The organism is Cupriavidus sp. JZ107 (assembly GCF_053903255.1).
Map to the genome: position 1 here is coordinate 971,309 of NZ_CP096480.1, position 17,178 is coordinate 988,486.

At 69.4% G+C, this 17,178-nt stretch carries 17 protein-coding genes; 13 read left to right on the forward strand and 4 right to left on the reverse strand.

The window, feature by feature from the left end:
- Positions 1–190 precede the first annotated feature (190 nt).
- Both M1D55_RS04175 and M1D55_RS04180 read right to left on the reverse strand, forming a co-directional pair.
- Positions 191–754 carry a YcbK family protein gene (locus M1D55_RS04175; protein ID WP_006576046.1) on the reverse strand — a complete coding sequence of 188 codons (564 nt, stop codon included), beginning with the start codon at positions 752–754 and terminating at the stop codon, positions 191–193.
- A gap of 51 nt (positions 755–805) precedes the next feature.
- Entirely contained in the window at positions 806–2,383 is a 1,578-nt protein-coding gene (locus M1D55_RS04180; RefSeq protein ID WP_456281301.1) for a L,D-transpeptidase family protein, read from the reverse strand.
- Positions 2,384–2,603: 220 nt separating this feature from the next.
- On the opposite strand from M1D55_RS04180, the gene M1D55_RS04185 reads away from it, so the two are divergent.
- Entirely contained in the window at positions 2,604–2,762 is a 159-nt protein-coding gene (locus M1D55_RS04185) for a DUF6726 family protein (RefSeq protein ID WP_006576044.1), read from the forward strand.
- 75 nt (positions 2,763–2,837) lie between these two features.
- Here the strand turns inward: M1D55_RS04185 and sctR are convergent, their stop codons facing one another.
- The gene (gene sctR / locus M1D55_RS04190; RefSeq protein WP_006576043.1) at positions 2,838–3,497 is read right to left on the reverse strand and encodes a type III secretion system export apparatus subunit SctR; all 660 of its coding nucleotides are present in this window, start codon (positions 3,495–3,497) and stop codon (positions 2,838–2,840) included.
- Entirely contained in the window at positions 3,494–4,681 is a 1,188-nt protein-coding gene (gene sctQ, locus M1D55_RS04195) for a type III secretion system cytoplasmic ring protein SctQ (RefSeq protein ID WP_456281213.1), read from the reverse strand. The genes sctR and sctQ overlap by 4 nt, the downstream gene beginning before the upstream one ends.
- Positions 4,682–5,159: 478 nt before the next feature.
- Between sctQ and sctV the strand changes: the two genes are divergently transcribed.
- From sctV to sctT, 12 genes are all read left to right on the forward strand, one after another.
- Positions 5,160–7,295 carry a type III secretion system export apparatus subunit SctV gene (sctV, locus tag M1D55_RS04200; RefSeq protein WP_456281214.1) on the forward strand — a complete coding sequence of 712 codons (2,136 nt, stop codon included), beginning with the start codon at positions 5,160–5,162 and terminating at the stop codon, positions 7,293–7,295.
- A gap of 3 nt (positions 7,296–7,298) precedes the next feature.
- Positions 7,299–7,565, forward strand: coding sequence for a flagellar biosynthetic protein FliQ (locus M1D55_RS04205; RefSeq protein ID WP_006580269.1), 267 nt, complete (start codon positions 7,299–7,301; stop codon positions 7,563–7,565).
- Between the two features lie 353 nt (positions 7,566–7,918).
- On the forward strand, positions 7,919–9,607 hold the full coding sequence (gene sctC, locus M1D55_RS04210) for a type III secretion system outer membrane ring subunit SctC (protein WP_231906386.1): 1,689 nt from the start codon (positions 7,919–7,921) through the stop codon (positions 9,605–9,607).
- Positions 9,607–10,809: an FHA domain-containing protein gene (locus tag M1D55_RS04215; RefSeq protein WP_456281215.1), complete on the forward strand. Its 1,203-nt coding sequence runs from the start codon at positions 9,607–9,609 to the stop codon at positions 10,807–10,809. Before sctC ends, M1D55_RS04215 begins: the two co-directional genes overlap by 1 nt.
- A 210-nt stretch (positions 10,810–11,019) precedes the next feature.
- Positions 11,020–11,223: a hypothetical protein gene (locus M1D55_RS04220; protein ID WP_006580119.1), complete on the forward strand. Its 204-nt coding sequence runs from the start codon at positions 11,020–11,022 to the stop codon at positions 11,221–11,223.
- Positions 11,224–11,324: 101 nt separating this feature from the next.
- Complete coding sequence (locus M1D55_RS04225; protein ID WP_006580118.1) at positions 11,325–11,753, forward strand: hypothetical protein; 429 nt, start codon at positions 11,325–11,327, stop codon at positions 11,751–11,753.
- Complete coding sequence (gene sctJ, locus M1D55_RS04230) at positions 11,750–12,568, forward strand: type III secretion system inner membrane ring lipoprotein SctJ (RefSeq protein WP_456281216.1); 819 nt, start codon at positions 11,750–11,752, stop codon at positions 12,566–12,568. The genes M1D55_RS04225 and sctJ overlap by 4 nt, the downstream gene beginning before the upstream one ends.
- Positions 12,568–13,389, forward strand: coding sequence for a type III secretion system protein SctK (locus M1D55_RS04235; RefSeq protein ID WP_456281217.1), 822 nt, complete (start codon positions 12,568–12,570; stop codon positions 13,387–13,389). Before sctJ ends, M1D55_RS04235 begins: the two co-directional genes overlap by 1 nt.
- On the forward strand, positions 13,371–13,979 hold the full coding sequence (sctL, locus tag M1D55_RS04240) for a type III secretion system stator protein SctL (RefSeq protein ID WP_023264256.1): 609 nt from the start codon (positions 13,371–13,373) through the stop codon (positions 13,977–13,979). Before M1D55_RS04235 ends, sctL begins: the two co-directional genes overlap by 19 nt.
- 464 nt (positions 13,980–14,443) lie before the next feature.
- Positions 14,444–15,871 (forward strand): FliI/YscN family ATPase, encoded by a 1,428-nt coding sequence (locus M1D55_RS04245; protein ID WP_082928462.1) that lies wholly within the window; start codon positions 14,444–14,446, stop codon positions 15,869–15,871.
- Positions 15,868–16,380 (forward strand): type III secretion protein HrpD, encoded by a 513-nt coding sequence (locus tag M1D55_RS04250; protein ID WP_456281218.1) that lies wholly within the window; start codon positions 15,868–15,870, stop codon positions 16,378–16,380. Before M1D55_RS04245 ends, M1D55_RS04250 begins: the two co-directional genes overlap by 4 nt.
- A complete protein-coding gene (gene sctT, locus M1D55_RS04255; protein ID WP_043439419.1) occupies positions 16,377–17,174 on the forward strand; it encodes a type III secretion system export apparatus subunit SctT in 798 nt (265 codons plus the stop codon). The genes M1D55_RS04250 and sctT overlap by 4 nt, the downstream gene beginning before the upstream one ends.
- Positions 17,175–17,178: the final 4 nt, after the last annotated feature.

Here is a 17,178-nt window from a genome sequence, read left to right on the forward strand (position 1 = left end):
CGTGCGCGGGGACGACGGATTCCGCCGTCGACGCATCGTTCCGTCGCCCCCGCGAAGGCGGGGGCCCAGCGGCTTGATTGCCAATCGGTTGGGGCCGAAGCGGGAAGTCACTGGGTCCCCGCGTGCGCGGGGACGACGGAGGCGACGGCTGTCGCCCGTGGCGCGGGCGACGGGCCGGCGATCTGAAGGCTCAGCCCCAGCGGCGCACGCGGCCGGTGTCGATGTGGATGAAGTTCTCGCTGCGGTAGAAGCCGACGCCGCCGGCCTGCAGCGACACGGCCGCGTCGCGCAGATCGTCGAGCGGCACGCCTGGCAGGCGGATGTCGATCGCCTTGCCGTCCATGTGCAGGCTGTGCTTGGCCACGCCGCCGCCACGCGTCTTGCGCAGGCGCGAGTTGGTATTGGGGCTGCGATAGCCGGAGATGACCTGGAACGGGTTGTCGCTGCGCAGCACCGTGCGCAGCTGGTACAGCACGCCGAACAACTCAGGATCGATCGTGCCGACGTCACCCGAATAGTGGTCGCGCAGGAAGCGATTGAGCTTCAGGTGGGCCTGCGGCAGGACCTGTTCGCCCATCGCGTAGACCAGCGACAGATGCTCGCCGGTATGGGTGTGGTCGAAGGCCAGCGCCCGGGCGCCCGGCACATTGGCCAGCGCCAGCCTGGGCGCCAGGGCCGTCAGGCCGGCGCTCAGCGCCAGGCCGCCGGTACGTTGCAGGAAGCGGCGCCGTGCCGGATCACGTGAATACGTCATGATGTGATGTTCTAGCTTGCTTGGCTCGAGGTTGGCTCGAAGTTGCTTGTCTCAGGAGGGTGGGGCGCTGGCCGCGCGATTGGCCGGCGGCGTGGCCCTGACGGCTGGCGTATGTGAGGCTCGGCGGGCGGCGCGCTGCTGCAGCGCCTGGCCGAGCACTTTATCTTGGCCGTAAATGTCAGCGAGGAAGTATACCCGTCCATCGGCTCTTGCGATGGCCGTGCCATAAGCCAACGTTACCGGCAAGGGATTGATCAGCGAGACGGTGCTGGCCTTGCCGGCGCCCATCGCCTGCCGGATTCGCTCCTCGGTCCACTCTGGCATGTCCTTGAGCACGAACCTGGCGAGCGCCACCGGATCTTCGACGCGGATGCAGCCGTGGCTCAGGTCGCGCCGGCCGCGCTTGAACAGCTGCGGCGCCGGCGTGTGGTGGAGATAGATGGCCTGGTTGTTCGGGAACACGAACTTGATGTCGCCGAGCGCATTCAGCGGACCCGGCCGCTGGCGGATGCGCATCTGCCCATCCATCACCGCCTGCATATTGGCGCTGTTCAGCTGCTTGATGACCTCGTTGCCGGCCACGAATTCGAAGCCCTGCCGGTTGAAGTAGGCCGGATCGCGCTGCAGCCGCGGAATGATTTCCTTGGTCGCGATCGAGCGCGGCACGTTCCAGTACGGGCTGAACTCGATATAGCGCATGTCCTCCTTGAACAGCGGCGTGCGCGTGTCGAGGGCCTTGCCGACGATGACCTTCATCTCCAGCCGGATATCGAGCTTGCCCTCGTGGAACTCGTAGGCGCGCAGCATGAACTCGGGGATATTGACGACGATCATGCGCGAGCCTTCCGCCAGCGGGGTCCAGCGCAGCCGCTCCATCGTCAGCACGATCTGCCGCACGCGGGCCGACGGCGGCGTGTTGAGCTGGCCGAGCGTGGCCGGGCCGATCACGCCGTCCGCTTCGAGGCCGTGACGGGTCTGGAACGACTTGACCGCGGCGACGAGCGGCCCGGTATAGGTGGCAGGCACCGGCGTGCCCGCCGGCAGATCGCCGAGCGCGGTCAGGCGCTGCGCCATCGCGGGCAGCCCGTCATAGGGTTTGCCCTCGGTCAGCTTGCGCTCGGGCAACGGTGGCAGCGGGGACTTCCAGTAGGGCTGCGTGGCCAGCGCGCGGTAGCGGGCCAGCGCATCGCGCAAGGTGCCATACAGCGGAAACGACGGCGCGGCTTCGCGGATCGCGGCCGGCAGGCGGTTCGCCGCCACCGCCGCGCGCAGATAGGCGTCCGGATCGAACGGCTTTTCCTCGGCGATATTGAAGTTGGCCTGGACCTTGCGCGGGTCAATGCGGCCACGGTGCAGATCGGACAGATAGCGCTGCATCGCCGCAGTTAGCGCACCGTCGAGGCGATCGGCGGCCTCGGGCGGCAGCGCCGGTCCATTGGCGGCCTTGGCGACGGCGTCGCGCAGCATGTTGGCGTCGTAGTCCTCGGCGTCCAGGCCGTCGGCCGGTGCGTTGGCCAACGCGGCGACGGCCTGCTGCGCGGCGGCGGTCGGCTTGCCGTTGGCGAACCACAGGGGCTGGGCAAGGGCGCTGGTCGCGAAGCCGCTCAGCAGGGCGGTCAGCAGCACCATCGGCAAGGCAGTCAGTGCGCGGCCGAGCCAGCTTCGGCGGTGTGCACGGGGAACGGGGAGGGACGATTGCAGGTCGTTCGGATGGGGCGTTGCGGCAAAAGTCATCGGCGATCCGGAAGGGCGTATCAGTCCGTATGCTAGCCCAGGATGCCGGCAGGCAAGGAATCGTGCACAATGCGCGTTCCCGCTGACGAGGCCTTGCCCGATGAAACGATTGCTGATGATGTTGCCGCTGGTCCTTGCCTCGGTGCTTGCGCTTGGCGGCTGCGGCGTGCTTGCCGCCCCGTGCCGGGTCGCGTCCGCGGGCCTGAAGATCGTGCCGGTGATCGGCGATGTGGCCGCGCTGCCGACCGATGCCTGCGCCGAGGTGATCGACTGAGGCGGAGAGGATGGAGAGCGAGGCCGATGCCGCAGCCGAAGCCGCGGCCGGACCGGCCGCACCGGCCGGAGCAACCTACCGGTACGACAGCACCAGCCCCTGGATCAGCTGCGTCCAGCCCTCGAGCATCACGAACAGCAGCAGCTTGAACGGCACCGAGATCGTCGTGGGCGCGATCATCGACATGCCCAGCGCCAGCAGGATCGCGGCGACGATCAGGTCGACCACGACGAAGACCAGATAGATGATGAAGCCGATCTGGAACGCGCGCGTCAGCTCCGACAGCGTGAAGCTCGGGATCAGCACCATCATGTCGTCCGGCTGCAGATCGTCGGCACGGCCCTCGGGCCAGATCCGCTTGGCCGACTGCACGAAGAAGGTGCGGTTACGTTCCTCGGTGTGCTTGATCAGAAATTCCTTCAGCGGCCCGCTGACCGAGTCGTAGACGGTCACCACATCCCCCACGTTGAACGGCGCATTGCTCTGTGCGCGCCGCTCGATCGCGTCGAAGGCGTCGGCGCCGATCGGCGCCATGATGTAGGCGGTCAGGATGATCGCGATGCCGTTCAGCACCATATTGGGCGGCACCTGCTGCAGCCCCAGCGCGGCGCGCAGCAACCCGAACACGATCACCAGCTTGGTATAGCTGGTCACCATCAGCGCGACGAACGGCGCAATGCCGAACGCCAGGATGACGGTGAGGATCAGTACCGGGTTGTACAGATTCCCGCTCATGCGTCGCCCGCGGCGAAGCTCGACACGCGCACGCCGAGCCGGTTGCCCACCGCGATCAGCGTGCCGGTGCCCAGGATGCGGCCGCCGGCGACGATGCGCACCTCGCTCTGTTTCAGCGGCTGGGGCAGCTCGAATACATAGCCGGGCCGCACCTCGCGCAGGTCGGCCAGCGCGAGCGAGACATCGCCGACCTCGAAGCGCAGCGACACCTCCAGCTCTTCCAGCCGATCGAGCGCGGCCGGCGCGGCGTCCGGATGCGGCAATTCACGCTGCCCGTTGTTGCGGTCTTCCATGCTGTCTCCATGAGCCGACGGCGCGGCGGGGGCGCCGGTCGGGCGTTGAATCGTGATGCGGCGCCCCTCGGCCAGCGCGGGCCAGCCCAGTCCCGCTGCACCGGTGGTGCAATGGACGGCCAGCGCGCCGCCATGCGTCTGCCACTGTTCGATGCCGACGATGTCGCCGGGACGGATGTCGCGCATCTCCCCGACCGCGATGGCGGTGGTGCCGATGCGCACGGCCAGCGGCACCCGCAATTGCGCCAGCCACGGCGGCAGCCCGGCATCGGGCGCGCGCTGCCGCAGCGGCAGCGTGGCGAGGCGCTCGGGCTCGTCCAGCTGCAGGGTCGCGTGCAGCGTCTCGCTGTCGGTCGCGGTACCACCGCCATCGCCGCCATCGTCGCCATCGGCGATCCGTCGCAGCGTCAGCCCGAAGCGGGGCGCGCCCGTGCGCTGGCCGGCGCCATCCCCTTGCCAGGCGAACGGCTGCCGCGATGCGGCGGCCACCGCCTCTGCGACCTGGGCCAGCGCATCGGCCATCAACGCTTGCCGCAGCAGGGCCGGCAAGGTCTCCGCTGCGCCGTCCACGCCTAGCAGGCGGCGTTCGCTCGGGACATCGATCAGCAGCTGCCCGCGCGTTTCGCCGAGCGTGAAGGCGTAGGCGTTGCGGTGGGCCGAGCTTGATGAGGGGCTCTGCTGCGGCTCGAAACGCAGCAGCCAGTCGACGCCCGCCGCGCGCAGCCGCAACGGCCCGGTCCGGCACAGCAGGCGATTGGACAGCGCCGCGATATCGGCTTCGACGTGCGGCAGCTCGGGCGCGGCGTCCAGCTCACGGATCGCAGCCTCGCCGGATCCCGGGCGATGCAGCCGAACGCGCGCACGCGCCGGTCCCCCGCGGCCCGCTGACAAGGGGCCTGCCGACGCTGGGGGTTCGCTGAGCGCAACGGATGACGTCATGGATGGCAGAGGCATGGCAAGGCCCGCGGCGGCGACAAAGCCCGCAGCGGCCTGAGCCGGGGACCGAAATACGAGGTACGCAAATGCACGCAAATGTCGCAACTGCGCACAGATGCGCGACGGGAGAACGATACGGAAGCAGGTGCAGCGCCGTCCACTACGAGCCTTGGTAGGGACCGCCCCCGGGACGCCTTCGGCAGCCCCGCTGCTACGAATCCTCGGTATTGGTCGCGTGGCGCAGCCGCCATACACTGCGCTCACCGTTCGCCAGGGGGCGCCGCGGCGGCATGGCTCGGCTTGGCCGTGGCTTCGGTGTCAGGGTGGCCCACCCGGTGTGAACGGCCAATCGAAGCATCGCCGCGGGCCACAAGCCCATAAGCAACCCGTAAGCAGCCCAAAAGCAGCCCAAAAGCAGCCCACATATCGCGTCATGGCAAAACTGTCGGGATTCACCAAGGGGATCGGCCCCACGCCGGGCCTGCAGCAGATGGCTGCGGCGGCCTCGCGCCAGTCCGACATCGCGCTGACGCTGCTGCTGTTCGCGGTGATCGCGTTGTTCGTGCTGCCGCTGCCGACCTTCCTGCTGGACCTGATGCTGACGATCAATCTCGGCATCAGCCTGACGCTGCTGATCGTCGCCACCTATATTCCGTCGGCGCTGTCGCTGTCGACCTTCCCCTCGCTGCTGCTGTTCACCACGCTGCTGCGGCTGTCGCTCAATATCGCGTCGACCAAGCTGATCCTGTTGCACGCCAACGCGGGCCACATCATCGAGACGTTCGGCAAGCTGATCGTCGGCAACAACGTCGTGGTCGGCGGCGTGGTGTTCCTGATCATCGCGATCGTGCAGTTCATCGTGATCGCCAAGGGCTCGGAGCGCGTGGCCGAGGTCGGCGCGCGGTTCGCGCTGGACGCGATGCCCGGCAAGCAGATGAGCATCGACGCCGATGTCCGTGCCGGCACCATCAGCGCCGCCCAGGCGCAGGAGCGGCGCCGCGAGCTGGAGCAGGAATGCCAGCTGCACGGCGCGATGGACGGTGCGATGAAGTTCGTCAAGGGCGATGCGATCGCGGGCGTCGTCATCGCGCTGGTCAATATCCTGGCCGGCATCACGATCGGCACGCTGATGAAGGACATGAGCATCGGCGACGCGCTGCAGCGCTACGCGATCCTGACCATCGGCGACGGCATGGTCTCGCAGATTCCGTCTCTGCTGGTGTCGATCGCCGCCGGCGTGGTGATCACCCGTGTGTCGTCGGACGACAGCGACAGCCGCGCCGCCAACCTCGGCACCGTGATCGGCCGCCAGCTGCTGGCCCAGCCGAAGGCGCTGCTGGTGTCGGGCGTGGCGATCGCCGTGTTCCTGGTGGTGCCCGGCTTCCCCAAATGGACGTTCGCCTCGATGGCGCTGGTGGTGGCCGGCTGCGGCTACTGGCTGATGCGGCGGGGCCAGCGTACCGCCGGCACGGTCACCTGGATCGAGATGCCGGACGAGCGCAAGTCGGACGACACGCGTTCGGCCGTGGCGCCCGCGCTGGCGCTCGACCTGGACCCGACGCTGCGCGACCGCCTGGACATGCGCCAGTTCGAGCAGCGCATGACGATCGCCAAGGGGCAGGTCGAGTCGGACCTGGGCATGGTCTTCCCGCGGCTGCGCATCGAATACCGCCCGCTGGGCGAGGCGGATACCTACGCGATCCGCGTGCAGGACGTGGTGGCCTCGCGCGGCGCGCTGCGGCCCGGCATGGAGCTGGTCGAACCGGGCTCGCGCGCACTGGTGGACCAGGGCCGCGCCGTGGTCGGTGCACCGTTCGGGCCGTTCGCCGAGGCGGTATGGATTCCGCAGGACAAGCCGACCGGCCGCGCCGGCCGCGAAGCCATCGGCGACGCGCGGGCCCCGGGGGCGCCGCGCACGCTGTCGTGCGAGGAAGTGCTGGCCGTCCATGTCGGCGCGGTGATCAAGCAGCATGCCGCGCCGCTGCTCGGCATCCAGGACGTGCAGGAGATGATGCACGTGGTGCAGGCCGAGGCGCCGGACCTGGTGATGGAGCTGGCCCGCGTGGTGCCGCTGCAGCGCGTCACCGAGGTGCTGCGCCGCCTGCTGCAGGAAGACGTGCCCATCCGCAACCTGCGCACGATCTTCGAGAGCCTGGTGACCTGGGCACCCAAGGAAACCGATGCGATTGCGCTGACTGAACTGGTCCGCGTCGATCTTGGCCGGCTGATCACCAGCCGCCATGTCGGCGGCGAACGCGCGATCGACGCGGTGCTGTTCGAGCCCGCGTTGGAGCAACGCGTGCAGGGCGCGATCGAAAAGGCCGCGCGCGGCAACCTGCTGCTGCTGAGCCACGACGTCACCCGCGAGATCCGCGAGCAGCTGCGCCAGCTGCTGGAAAAGGCCAACGCCGCGCGCGTGGTGGTGGTGGTCAGCGTCGACGTGCGCCGCTACATCAAGCGGCTGATCGAGCCGGTGGCGCCGCGCCTGCCGGTGCTGTCCTACCAGGAAGTCGACGAGGACGTGCGGCTGGTGCCGGTCGGCTGGATCCGCAATCCCGAGGTCGAGTGAGAGATGGGCGCCGACACCATTCTCGATATCACGCGCGAGGCGCTGCTGGTGGTGCTGTGGGTGACGCTTCCCGTGGTGCTGATCGGCACCGTGGTGGCGCTGGTGGTGGCGGTGCTGCAGGCGGTCACCCAGATCCAGGACCAGAGCATCGGCACCTCGGCGCGGCTGATCGCGGTGCTGGTGTCGCTGGTGCTGCTGGGCGGCTGGCTTGGCGGCGAGGTGATGCGGTTCTCGCAGCGGGCGATCCAGACGATGCTGACGTTCTTGTAACGACAGATTCGATGACAGATTCGGCGACAGGATCGGCGACAAGACGCGCACGACAGTTACGAACAATTACGCAGTGGAAAACCGGGGAGGATATGTTGACAAGCGAACGGTTCGGACCTCGATGTCTGGCCATGGCGGGCGCAATGCAGGGCCGTCCGTCGACAGATAACGCGCCGCGCGTGCCACAAGCCGCCACCGCTTCGTCGTCCCCGCGCATGCGGGGACCCAGTGGCTTTCGCCATGCGACATCGCAAAGTCAAAGCCGCTGGGTCCCCGCCTACGCGGGGACGACGGGACGCACGGGGAGGACGGGGCGCGAGGGGACGACGGGGCGTGCGGGGACGACGGGGCGCGTGGGGACGACAAGGGTTCTTGCGGCAGTCGCGCTGCTGCTGGCCCTGTTTCTCGGCGCCATCGCGCCGCTGCATGCCGCCGACCTGAACTGGCCCGGCAAGCCGTTCCAGATCTCGGCCAGCGAGAAGCGCGTGGCGGACTTCCTGCGCGAGCTGGCGTCGACGCAGGGCACCACCGCGGTGGTCGACTCGCGCGTGGACGGCACCATCAGCGGCCGCTTCTCCGATTCGCCGCTGTCGATCCTGCGCAGCGTCTGCGCCAGCTATGGCCTGACCTACTACTACGACGGCTCGCTGCTCTATATCGAGCCGGCCGGCGAGGCGCGCAGCGAGGTCATTCCATTCGCGCGCGGGGCAGGGGACCGGCTGAACGATGCGCTCGAACACATGCAGGTCATCGACTCGCGCTATCCGATCACGATCAACGACGACGACGGCACCGTGATGGTGTCGGGGCCGAAGCGCTACGTCGAGACCGTGCGTTCGGCGGTGCGCGCCTTCGACGATCGCGCTGTCAACGACGACCGCGCCGAGGTGCAGATCTTCCCGCTGAAGTACTCGTGGGCCTCGGACTTCCGCATCAACCGCTCTGGCAAGGACATCACGGTGCCGGGCGTCGTCACGGTGCTGCGCAGCCTGTACGGGCGCCAGCGCGCCGGCACGGCGACCACGCCGGTCAGCATGGGGCCGAGCCGCGGCGCCAGCCGCATGGCCGAGCTGCGCAGCGGCGGCGCCAACAACATGACGCTGCCGCAGGCCAATCCGCGCCAGGTGCTGGAGTCGATGAACGACGGCTCCACCGGCATCGGCCAGCCCGGCTTCGGCAACTGGGGCTTCGGCGGCCTGCCGCAGTTCCAGGCCGATACGCGGCTGAATGCCGTGATCGTGCGCGACGTGCCGGAACGGATGGCGCAGTACCAGCGGCTGATCTCGTCGCTCGACATCAAGCCACGGCTGATCGAGATCGAAGTCACGATCATGGACATCAGCCAGGAGAACCTGGACAGCCTGGGCGTCGACTGGCGCCTGCACACGCGCCACGTCGACCTGCAGCTCGGCGGTGGCGGCGGCTCGCCGCTGACCTTCGGCAATGCGCGCTCGGAGGGCGGCACCACTGGCAATACCGCCGGCTCGGGCCTGCAGTTCACCGGCGCGATCGGCAACGACGTCACGCGCTACCTGCTGACCCGCGTCAAGGCGCTGGCCGAGCGCGGCCAGGCCAACTTCGTCGCGCGGCCGAAGGTGCTGACGCTCGACAACACCGAGGCCGCGCTGGAGAACATGCGCGAGTTCTATGTGCGTGTCGACGGCTTCCAGGACGCCGGCCTGTTCAACGTGGTCGCCGGCACCGCGGTGCGCGTGACGCCGCTGGTGATCGACGAGCGGGAAGGACGCGCGGTGATGCTGAGCATCGATATCGCCGATGGCGACCTGTCCGGCGAGACCGTCGACAACATCCCGATCGTGCGGCGCCGCTCGATCACCACGCAGGCGATGGTCGACGAGGGCAAGAGCCTGCTGATCGCGGGCTACACGGTGGAAGAGAAGCTGCGCGCATCGTCGGGCGTGCCGTTCCTGCAGGACGTGCCGATCATCGGCAACCTGTTCAAGTACCAGGAGAAGCGCCAGGCCAACATGGAACGCTTCTACCTGCTGACACCGCGTCTGGTGATGCCGGGGATGAGCTGATGGCCGCGCTGCACGCCGATCCGTACGCCGATCCGTACGCCGATCCCCACGCCGATCCGCTTGCCGACCCGCCGCGCCAGGAGGACGGCGCGGCCGGCTGGACGCTGCGGCTGCTGGGCGGCGCCGTCTACGGCCGCGTGATCTCGCTGCGGCGCGGCGCCAATGTGCTGGGCGCCGCCAGCGACGTCGACATCAGCGTGCCCGGGGACGACGTGCAGCCGCGCCATCTGGTGCTGAACGTCGGCGAGCTGGCGGTGTCGGCCGAGCGCATCGGCGAGGCGCAGGTCAAGGTCAACGGCCGCGACACCACGCAGCGCGTGATCGCACTGGCCGGCGGCGACATCCTGACGGTGGGCTCGCTCGACATGGAACTGCTGCGCGCCGCCCCGGCCGCATCCGAGACCACCGACACGCTGTTCGCCTGGGCCGAATCGGGCCGCCGCGCCGCGCGCGCCGACAGCGACGAACCGGTGCGCCAGTCCAGCCGCTGGGTGCTGGGCGGCATCGGCGTGCTGGTGGTGGCGCTGCTGATCGGCGCCGGCTGGCTGGCCGCCACGCTGTCGCAGGACGGCGGGTTTGCGCGTACCGCGCAGGTGGACCCGGCCGAGGTACGCCAAACGGTCGCGAGCTATCCGGAACTCGAGGTGGTGTCGCTGCCCAATGGCGCCGTTACCGTGCGCGGCTTCGTCAATTCGCGCGTCGACCGCCAACGCATCGCCCAGGCGCTGGCGCCGTTCGGCCGTGGCGTGCAGCAGCAGGTCCGCTCCGCCGACGACATCATCGAACACATCCAGCGCTACGTCGACGAGCCGGGCGTGGGCATCGCCTATCAGGGCAACGGCCGCGTGGTGCTGACCGGCACGGCCGACCCGGTGGCCGGCCGCGACAAGGTCAAGCGCGTGATCGAGGACCTGCACCCCGGCGTGCTGGTGTCCGATCGCATCGACTATCGCGAGACCGCGGACAGCCGCCGGCGCCATCTGCGCGAGGGCCGCTGGGACAACTGGCAGGGCGTGTTTCCGGCGCGGGTGGTCAGCATCACCGACAACGGCGATGGCACGCGCTATGTGCAGCTGGCCAACGGCAGCCGGTATTTCGAAGGGGCGGTGCTGAAGAACGGCGCCGAGATCGAGAAGATCGAAGCGGACGGGCTGGTGCTGAAGGAAGGCAAGGGCGGCGAGCCGCCGCCCTCGGCCCGCTGATCGGGCCCATGTCGTCCCCGCGAACGCGGGGACCCAGCGACTTTCAGCGGAAGTTCAAGCCGCTGGATTCCCGCTTTCGCGGGAATGACGGGATGGTCGATGGAATCCGCCGCGGCGCCCCGGATGAGCGCCGCGGCAGATCGGTTCCGCATCGCCGATGCGGAGTGTTTGGCAGTACCACTTGAGTACCACTTGACGAAGGAGATGGAAATGGCTGGTGAAGTCGATCTGAACGCCAAGATGCAGGAAATCCAGCAGAAGGCCCAGGAGTTCTCGGTGAACATCATGGCCCTGCAGGACACGCTGACCCGTCAGAACGCCGTGGTCAGCAGCGAAATGGCGCACAACACGCAGAAGGCCAACCTGGTCCAGGGCGCGATGCAGGACGTCAAGCAGACGTCGAGGACCAACTGACGGCGGCGGGGTCGCGCGCGTCGCCGGACGGCCACGGCGCCGGTCCGGCGCGCCGCGCACCCTGACCCGCTTGTCCCTGATTTCAGTCGAGGAGAACAGCGATGGATCCCACCGCGATCGCCGCCCAAGGCGCCGTTGCCGATACGGCTACCGTGTCCGCGCACCAGCAGGCGCCGCAGGCCAACCAGGCCGCCGATCCGGCCGACGCGCGCACCTTCGCCGAGATGGTGCAGCATGGCGCCGCCGGCGGCACCACCGCCAGCGAGCCGAGCACGTCCTCGCTCGGCGCCGCGATCCGCACCACCTATGTGTCGGCGGGCGAGGAGGCGGCACGCCAGGCCGCGCGGCTCGATGAGATGCGCGAGAGCATGTTCACCGCGATCCAGCAGGGCAGCACCAGTGACGTGGTGTATCAGGCCATGATGCTGCAGACCGAATCGCTCGAGCTGTTCTCGTCGATCCATGTCACGTCGAGCATCGGCAGCGCGGGCACCAATCTGTTCAACAGCCTGCTCAAGAACCAGCAATGACGCCGATCTCTGCGGCTTCGGCCATGCTGGCCACGCGCCGGCTCCGGCTGTCCCGTCTCGTCCGTATTGCTCCGCTGACGCTGGCGCTGTTGCTGGCCGCCTGCCGCGTCGACCTGTATGCCTCGCTGAACGAGGCCGAGGCCAACCAGATGCTGGCGGTGCTGACCGCCGAAGGCATCGATGCCGACAAGGTCCGCGCCGGCGAGACCGGCTGGAGCGTGCGCGTCGACGAGGCGCAGCTGCCCGCCGCGCTGGAAATCCTGCGCAGCGAAGGGCTGCCCGGCGAGCGCTTTTCGTCGCTGGGCCAGGTATTCCAGAAGCAGGGACTGGTGGCGACGCCGACCGAAGAGCGCATGCGCTATATCTTCGCGCTGTCGCAGGAGCTGTCCGAAACGCTGCGCAACATCGACGGCGTGGTGACCGCGCGGGTGCACGTGGTGATCCCGGCTACCGATCCGCTGTCGGACAAGATCCGGCCGTCGTCGGCGGCGGTCTTCATCAAGCATCGTCCCGATACCGACCTGCGGCTGCTGGTGCCGACGGTCAAGGACATGGTCGCCCACAGCATCGAGGGCGTGACCCACGACAAGGTCTCGCTGTCGCTGGTCGAGGCGCGGCCGTTTACGCCCATCGGGCCGGTCGCCCGTGCGCCGGCCAGCCACGGCTTCCCGGTCGGCCGCTTCGCGGCGATCGCGGGGGCGGTGATCGCCGCGCTGGCGCTCGCCGGCCTCGGCGTGCTGGCGTGGAAGCGCGGTGGCCTGCGGCAGGCGTTCGGCCGCCTTGGCGCCCGTCCGTCGACGAGGAGCCGTGCCTGATGGTCGCGCTGGCCGCGCCGGGTCTGCCGCATGGCGCGCATGCGTCCTCGCATGTGCCGTCGCTTGCGCTGGCCCGCGCGGTCGCCGATTTCGCGCAGCGCCCGCTCGCGCATCAGCATCCGAGCTGGCTGCCGCGCGAATGGCCGCTGCCGCTGCGCAAGGCTGACCGCTTCGGCCCGGCCGCGGCGCAGGTATTGGCAGGGCCGCTGGCGCTCGGCGGCGGCGACGAACCGGCGCGCGCGCGGTTGCTGCAGGCCTTGCTCGACGGGCGTGGCGACCCGCTGGCGCGGCTGGTGCTGCTCGATCGCAGCGCGCTGCGGCTGCTGGCGGTCTGGTGCGGCATGGCCGTACACAAGCCCGGCTTCGCCAGCGAGCGCAGCCGCCTCGCGCAGCAGCTCGACGGCAGGCTGGGGGCGCTGGCGCAGCCGCTGATCGGCACGGTGCCGTACCGGCTGCGGCGCGCCGCGCGGCGCTTCGACCCGCAGGCGGTGGCCTTCATCCTGAAGCGCGTGCCCGACCTGCCGGACCTGCCGATGAATCTCGATCCGATCCGCGCGCGGCCATCGTCGGCCGCCCGCGTGATGGCCGAACGCGGCTACCGGCTGCTGTGCGGCCTGGTGCAGACGTTGCCGCCCTCGGGCGGCACGGCACAGGGCGATGCCCCATCGGCGCTGGTCACCGCGGTGCGGCGCAAGTTCCCGCGCCGGCTGGCCGCGCTGCCGGTGCCGGCGCTGAGCCGCCCGCAGGCCGCGCAGCTGCGCGAGCTGCTTCTGCTCAATCTGATTCCAGAACGGTTTCCGACATGGCACTGGCTTTTCTGATCACCAGCGAGAACCTGCAGCTGCTGTCCGAGCGCAAGGTCCTGAAGGAGGCGGAGTACGCGGCGCTGATGGACGCGGCCGAGGTCATCGAGGCCGCCCGCCGCGAGGCGCATCGCATCACCACCGACGCGCAGCGCGACGCCGAGCAGCGGCGCCAGCACGGCTACCGCGAAGGCTGGGCCAAGGCCCAAGCCGAGCACGCGGCCGCGCAGGTCAGCGCCGCCGCCGAGGCGGAGCGCCAGCTCGGCGCGATGCGGCGGACCATGGCCAATATCGTGATGAAGGCGGTCCAGCAGATCGCCGGCGAGCTCGATCCGGACATCATCCTCGAGGTCGCGCTGCAGCGGATCGACGTGCTGGTCCGCAGCGAGCCCTTCATCACGATCCAGATCCCGCTCGGCCGCGAGCAGGCGGTGCGCAATCTGCTCGACGCGATGGCCGAGACGCTGGACTGGCCGCGCCGCGCCAACGTCGTGGTCGAGCCCAGCCTGGAGCCCGATGCCTGCCGCATCCTGACGCCGTCCGGCACGATGGAGGTGGGGCTGCAGGCCCAGCTCGAAGCGTTTGCGCGCCGTGTGCAGGCGGGTTGACGGTGCGAGGCGGACCACATGCCCATCACCCCCACGTCGTTCCCGCGCAGGCAGGAACCCAGCGTCTTTCAAAAGCCACTGGGTCCCCGCGTTCGCGGGGACGACGGGTGTGTACGCTGACCACATGCCCATCATCCCCACGTCGTTCCCGCGCAGGCAGGAACCCAGCGTCTTTCAAAAGGCACTGGGTCCCCGCGTTCGCGGGGACGACGGGTGTGTACGCTGACCACATGCCCATCGTCCCCAGTCGTTCCCGCGCAGGCAGGAACCCAGCGTCTTTCAAAAGCCACTGGGTCCCCGCGTTCGCGGGGACGGCGGGTGTGTACGCTGACAACATGTCCATCACCACCATGTCGTTCCCGCGCAGGCGGGAACCCAGCGTCTTTCAAAGCCGCTGGGTCCCGGCGTTCGCGGGGACGACGGTTCGTTGAGCCGTTTCGCAGCGCATTTCTGAACCCACGCCCATGGCCGACCCGATCCCGACATCCGACCTGAAGGCCGCGCTGCAGCACGCCGCGCTCGATCTCGAACGCGCGTTCGACCACTTCACGCCGGTGGCGATGCGCGGGCGCGTGTCGAAGGCGGTCGGCATGCTGATCAATGCGACCGGCATCCAGGCGCATGTCGGCGAGATCTGCCAGCTGGTCACGCCGGGCGAGCCGCCGCTGCTGGCCGAGGTGGTCGGCTTCGAGCAGCAGACCGCGCTGCTGACGCCGCTCGGACGCACCACCGGCGTGTCGGCGGTGACCGAGGTCGTGCCGCAGATGCACGGCTACCGGTGCCCGGCGGGCGCCGCATTGCTGGGTCGCGTGCTCGACGCGCTGGGCAGCCCGATCGACGGCCGCGGGCCGCTGGTCGGCGTCAGCCAGGTGCCGGTCGAGAACGAGCCGCCCGATCCGCTGACCCGCGCGCTGATCCGCACGCCGTTGCCCACCGGCGTGCGCGCGATCGACGGCCTGCTGACACTGGGCGAGGGCCAGCGCGTCGGCATCTTCGCGCCGCCGGGCGTGGGCAAGAGCACGCTGCTCGGCATGCTGGCGCGCGGCGCGCAGAGCGATGTCAATGTGGTCGCACTGGTCGGCGAGCGCGGGCGAGAGGTGCGCGAATTCATCGAATACAGCCTTGGCGATGCAGGGCTCGCCCGCACGGTGCTGGTGGTGGCGACGTCGGACCGCGCGCCGATGGAGCGGGTCAAGTGCGCGTATACCGCGACCGCGATCGCCGAACACTTCCGCGACCAGGGCAAGCGCGTGCTGCTGCTGGTCGATTCGCTGACCCGGCTGGCGCGCGCGCAGCGCGAGATCGGGCTGGCCAGCGGCGAGCCGCCGACGCGGCGCAGCTATCCGCCCTCGGTGTTCTCGATGCTGCCGCAATTGCTGGAGCGCGCCGGTACCGCCGCGCGCGGCTCGATCACGGCGGCCTACACGGTGCTGACCGAAGGCGAGGACGACAGCGACCCGATCGCCGAAGAGGTCCGCTCGATTCTCGACGGCCATATCGTGCTGTCGCGCAAGCTGGCCAGCGCCGGCCAGTATCCGGCCATCGACGTGCTGGCCAGCGTCAGCCGCGTGATGCCGCATGTGGTCGACGACCAGCAGGCGCGCCATGCAGCGCGGCTGCGCGAGCTGCTGGCCAAGTACCGCGAGCTGGAGCTGCTGCTGCAGATCGGCGAGTACCGTCCCGGCGCCGATGCGGTGGCCGACGCCGCGGTCGCGTCGATCGGCCAGATCCGCGCCTTCCTGGCGCAACCGGCCGGCAAGCTGGATACCTACGAGACCACGCTGCGCACGCTGGAACGGGCCATCACGCCGCCGGCCCCGGCGGTTACGCCAGCGACGGCGGCGATGGCCGCGGCAGGGCGCGCCCCCGCTCAGCAGGAGGCCAAACGATGAACGGGCAATCGGCCACGGTGCCGCTGCGCCAACTCGAACGCGTGCGCGAACGCCGCCACGAGGACGCCCATCGCGAGATGCGGCACAAGCGCGATGCGTTTCTCGAAGGCATGCGGGCCGCCGAGGCGGCGCAGGGCGCGGTGCGCGCGGCGCTGTCGGAGCGGGCGGCGTTTCTGCAGCGGCTGCGCGACAGCGCGGCGAAGGAGGGCGTCGCGATCTCGGGCCTGCTCGATGCCCAGGCGTGGCAGGCGTCGTTCGACGCGCGCATCGCCCGCGCCAATGCCGCGCTGGCGCAGGCGCTTGATGTCGCCGGCCAGCGCCGCGCCGAGTTCGAGCAAAGCCGCCGGCTGTGGGCACAGGCGCAGGCTCGGCTGACCGGCACCCGCGAACTGATCGGCCGCGAACAGGCCGCGGCAAGGGCTGACATCGAGCGCCGCGAGGAAGAGGCCGCCGAGGAGGCCGCGCTGCGCGTGTGGCAGCGGGGCATGGGAGCAGGCATCAAGGCATGATCGATCCGGCGATCTTTTTCCAGTGGGGCCGCGAGACCGTGATGCCGATCCTGATGGTGATGCCGCGGCTGCTGACGGCCTTTACCGTGGTGCCGTTCCTGTCCCATCAGTCGATCCCCGGCGTGGCGCGCAACGGCATCGTGCTGGCCATCGCGCTGTTCGTCTCCCCGGGCGCCCGCGTCGACATCGACGCGGTGGCGGGCGGACTGTGGCTGCTGCTGATCTTCAAGGAGGCGTTCATCGGCCTGCTGCTGGGCATGGCGTTCGGGCTGTTCTTCGTCGCGCTGCAGATGATCGGCGAGCTGATCGACTTCCAGACCGGCTCGGGCAACGCGACCTTCTTCGATCCGGTGACGCAGCAGGAGGACGGGCCGATGGAGAACCTGTTGTCCCACCTGGGTATCGCGCTGTTTGCCTCGTTCGGCGGCCTGTTTGCGATGACCGGCGTGATCGTCGAATCGTTTGCCTTCTGGCCGGTGATGTCCTTCGGCCCCGATGTCTCGCTGTCGTCGTTCCAGTTTGCGAATATCTATGCCGGCACGATGTTCTCGTGGGTCGTCAAGCTGGCGGCGCCGATCCTGCTGCTGCTGGTGATCGTCGAACTCGGCTTCGCGCTGATCGCCCGCTTCGTGCCGCAGTTCGACGTGTTCCAGTTCGCGCAGCCGGTCAAGATCACGGTCGCCTTCCTGATGCTGGTGCTGATGCTGTCGGTGATGGTGGACACGCTGCAGGGCTTCCTGCGGCCGGACAACGCGCTGATCGACCTGCTGCGCGGACGCGCGGGCGTCCAGTGAGGCC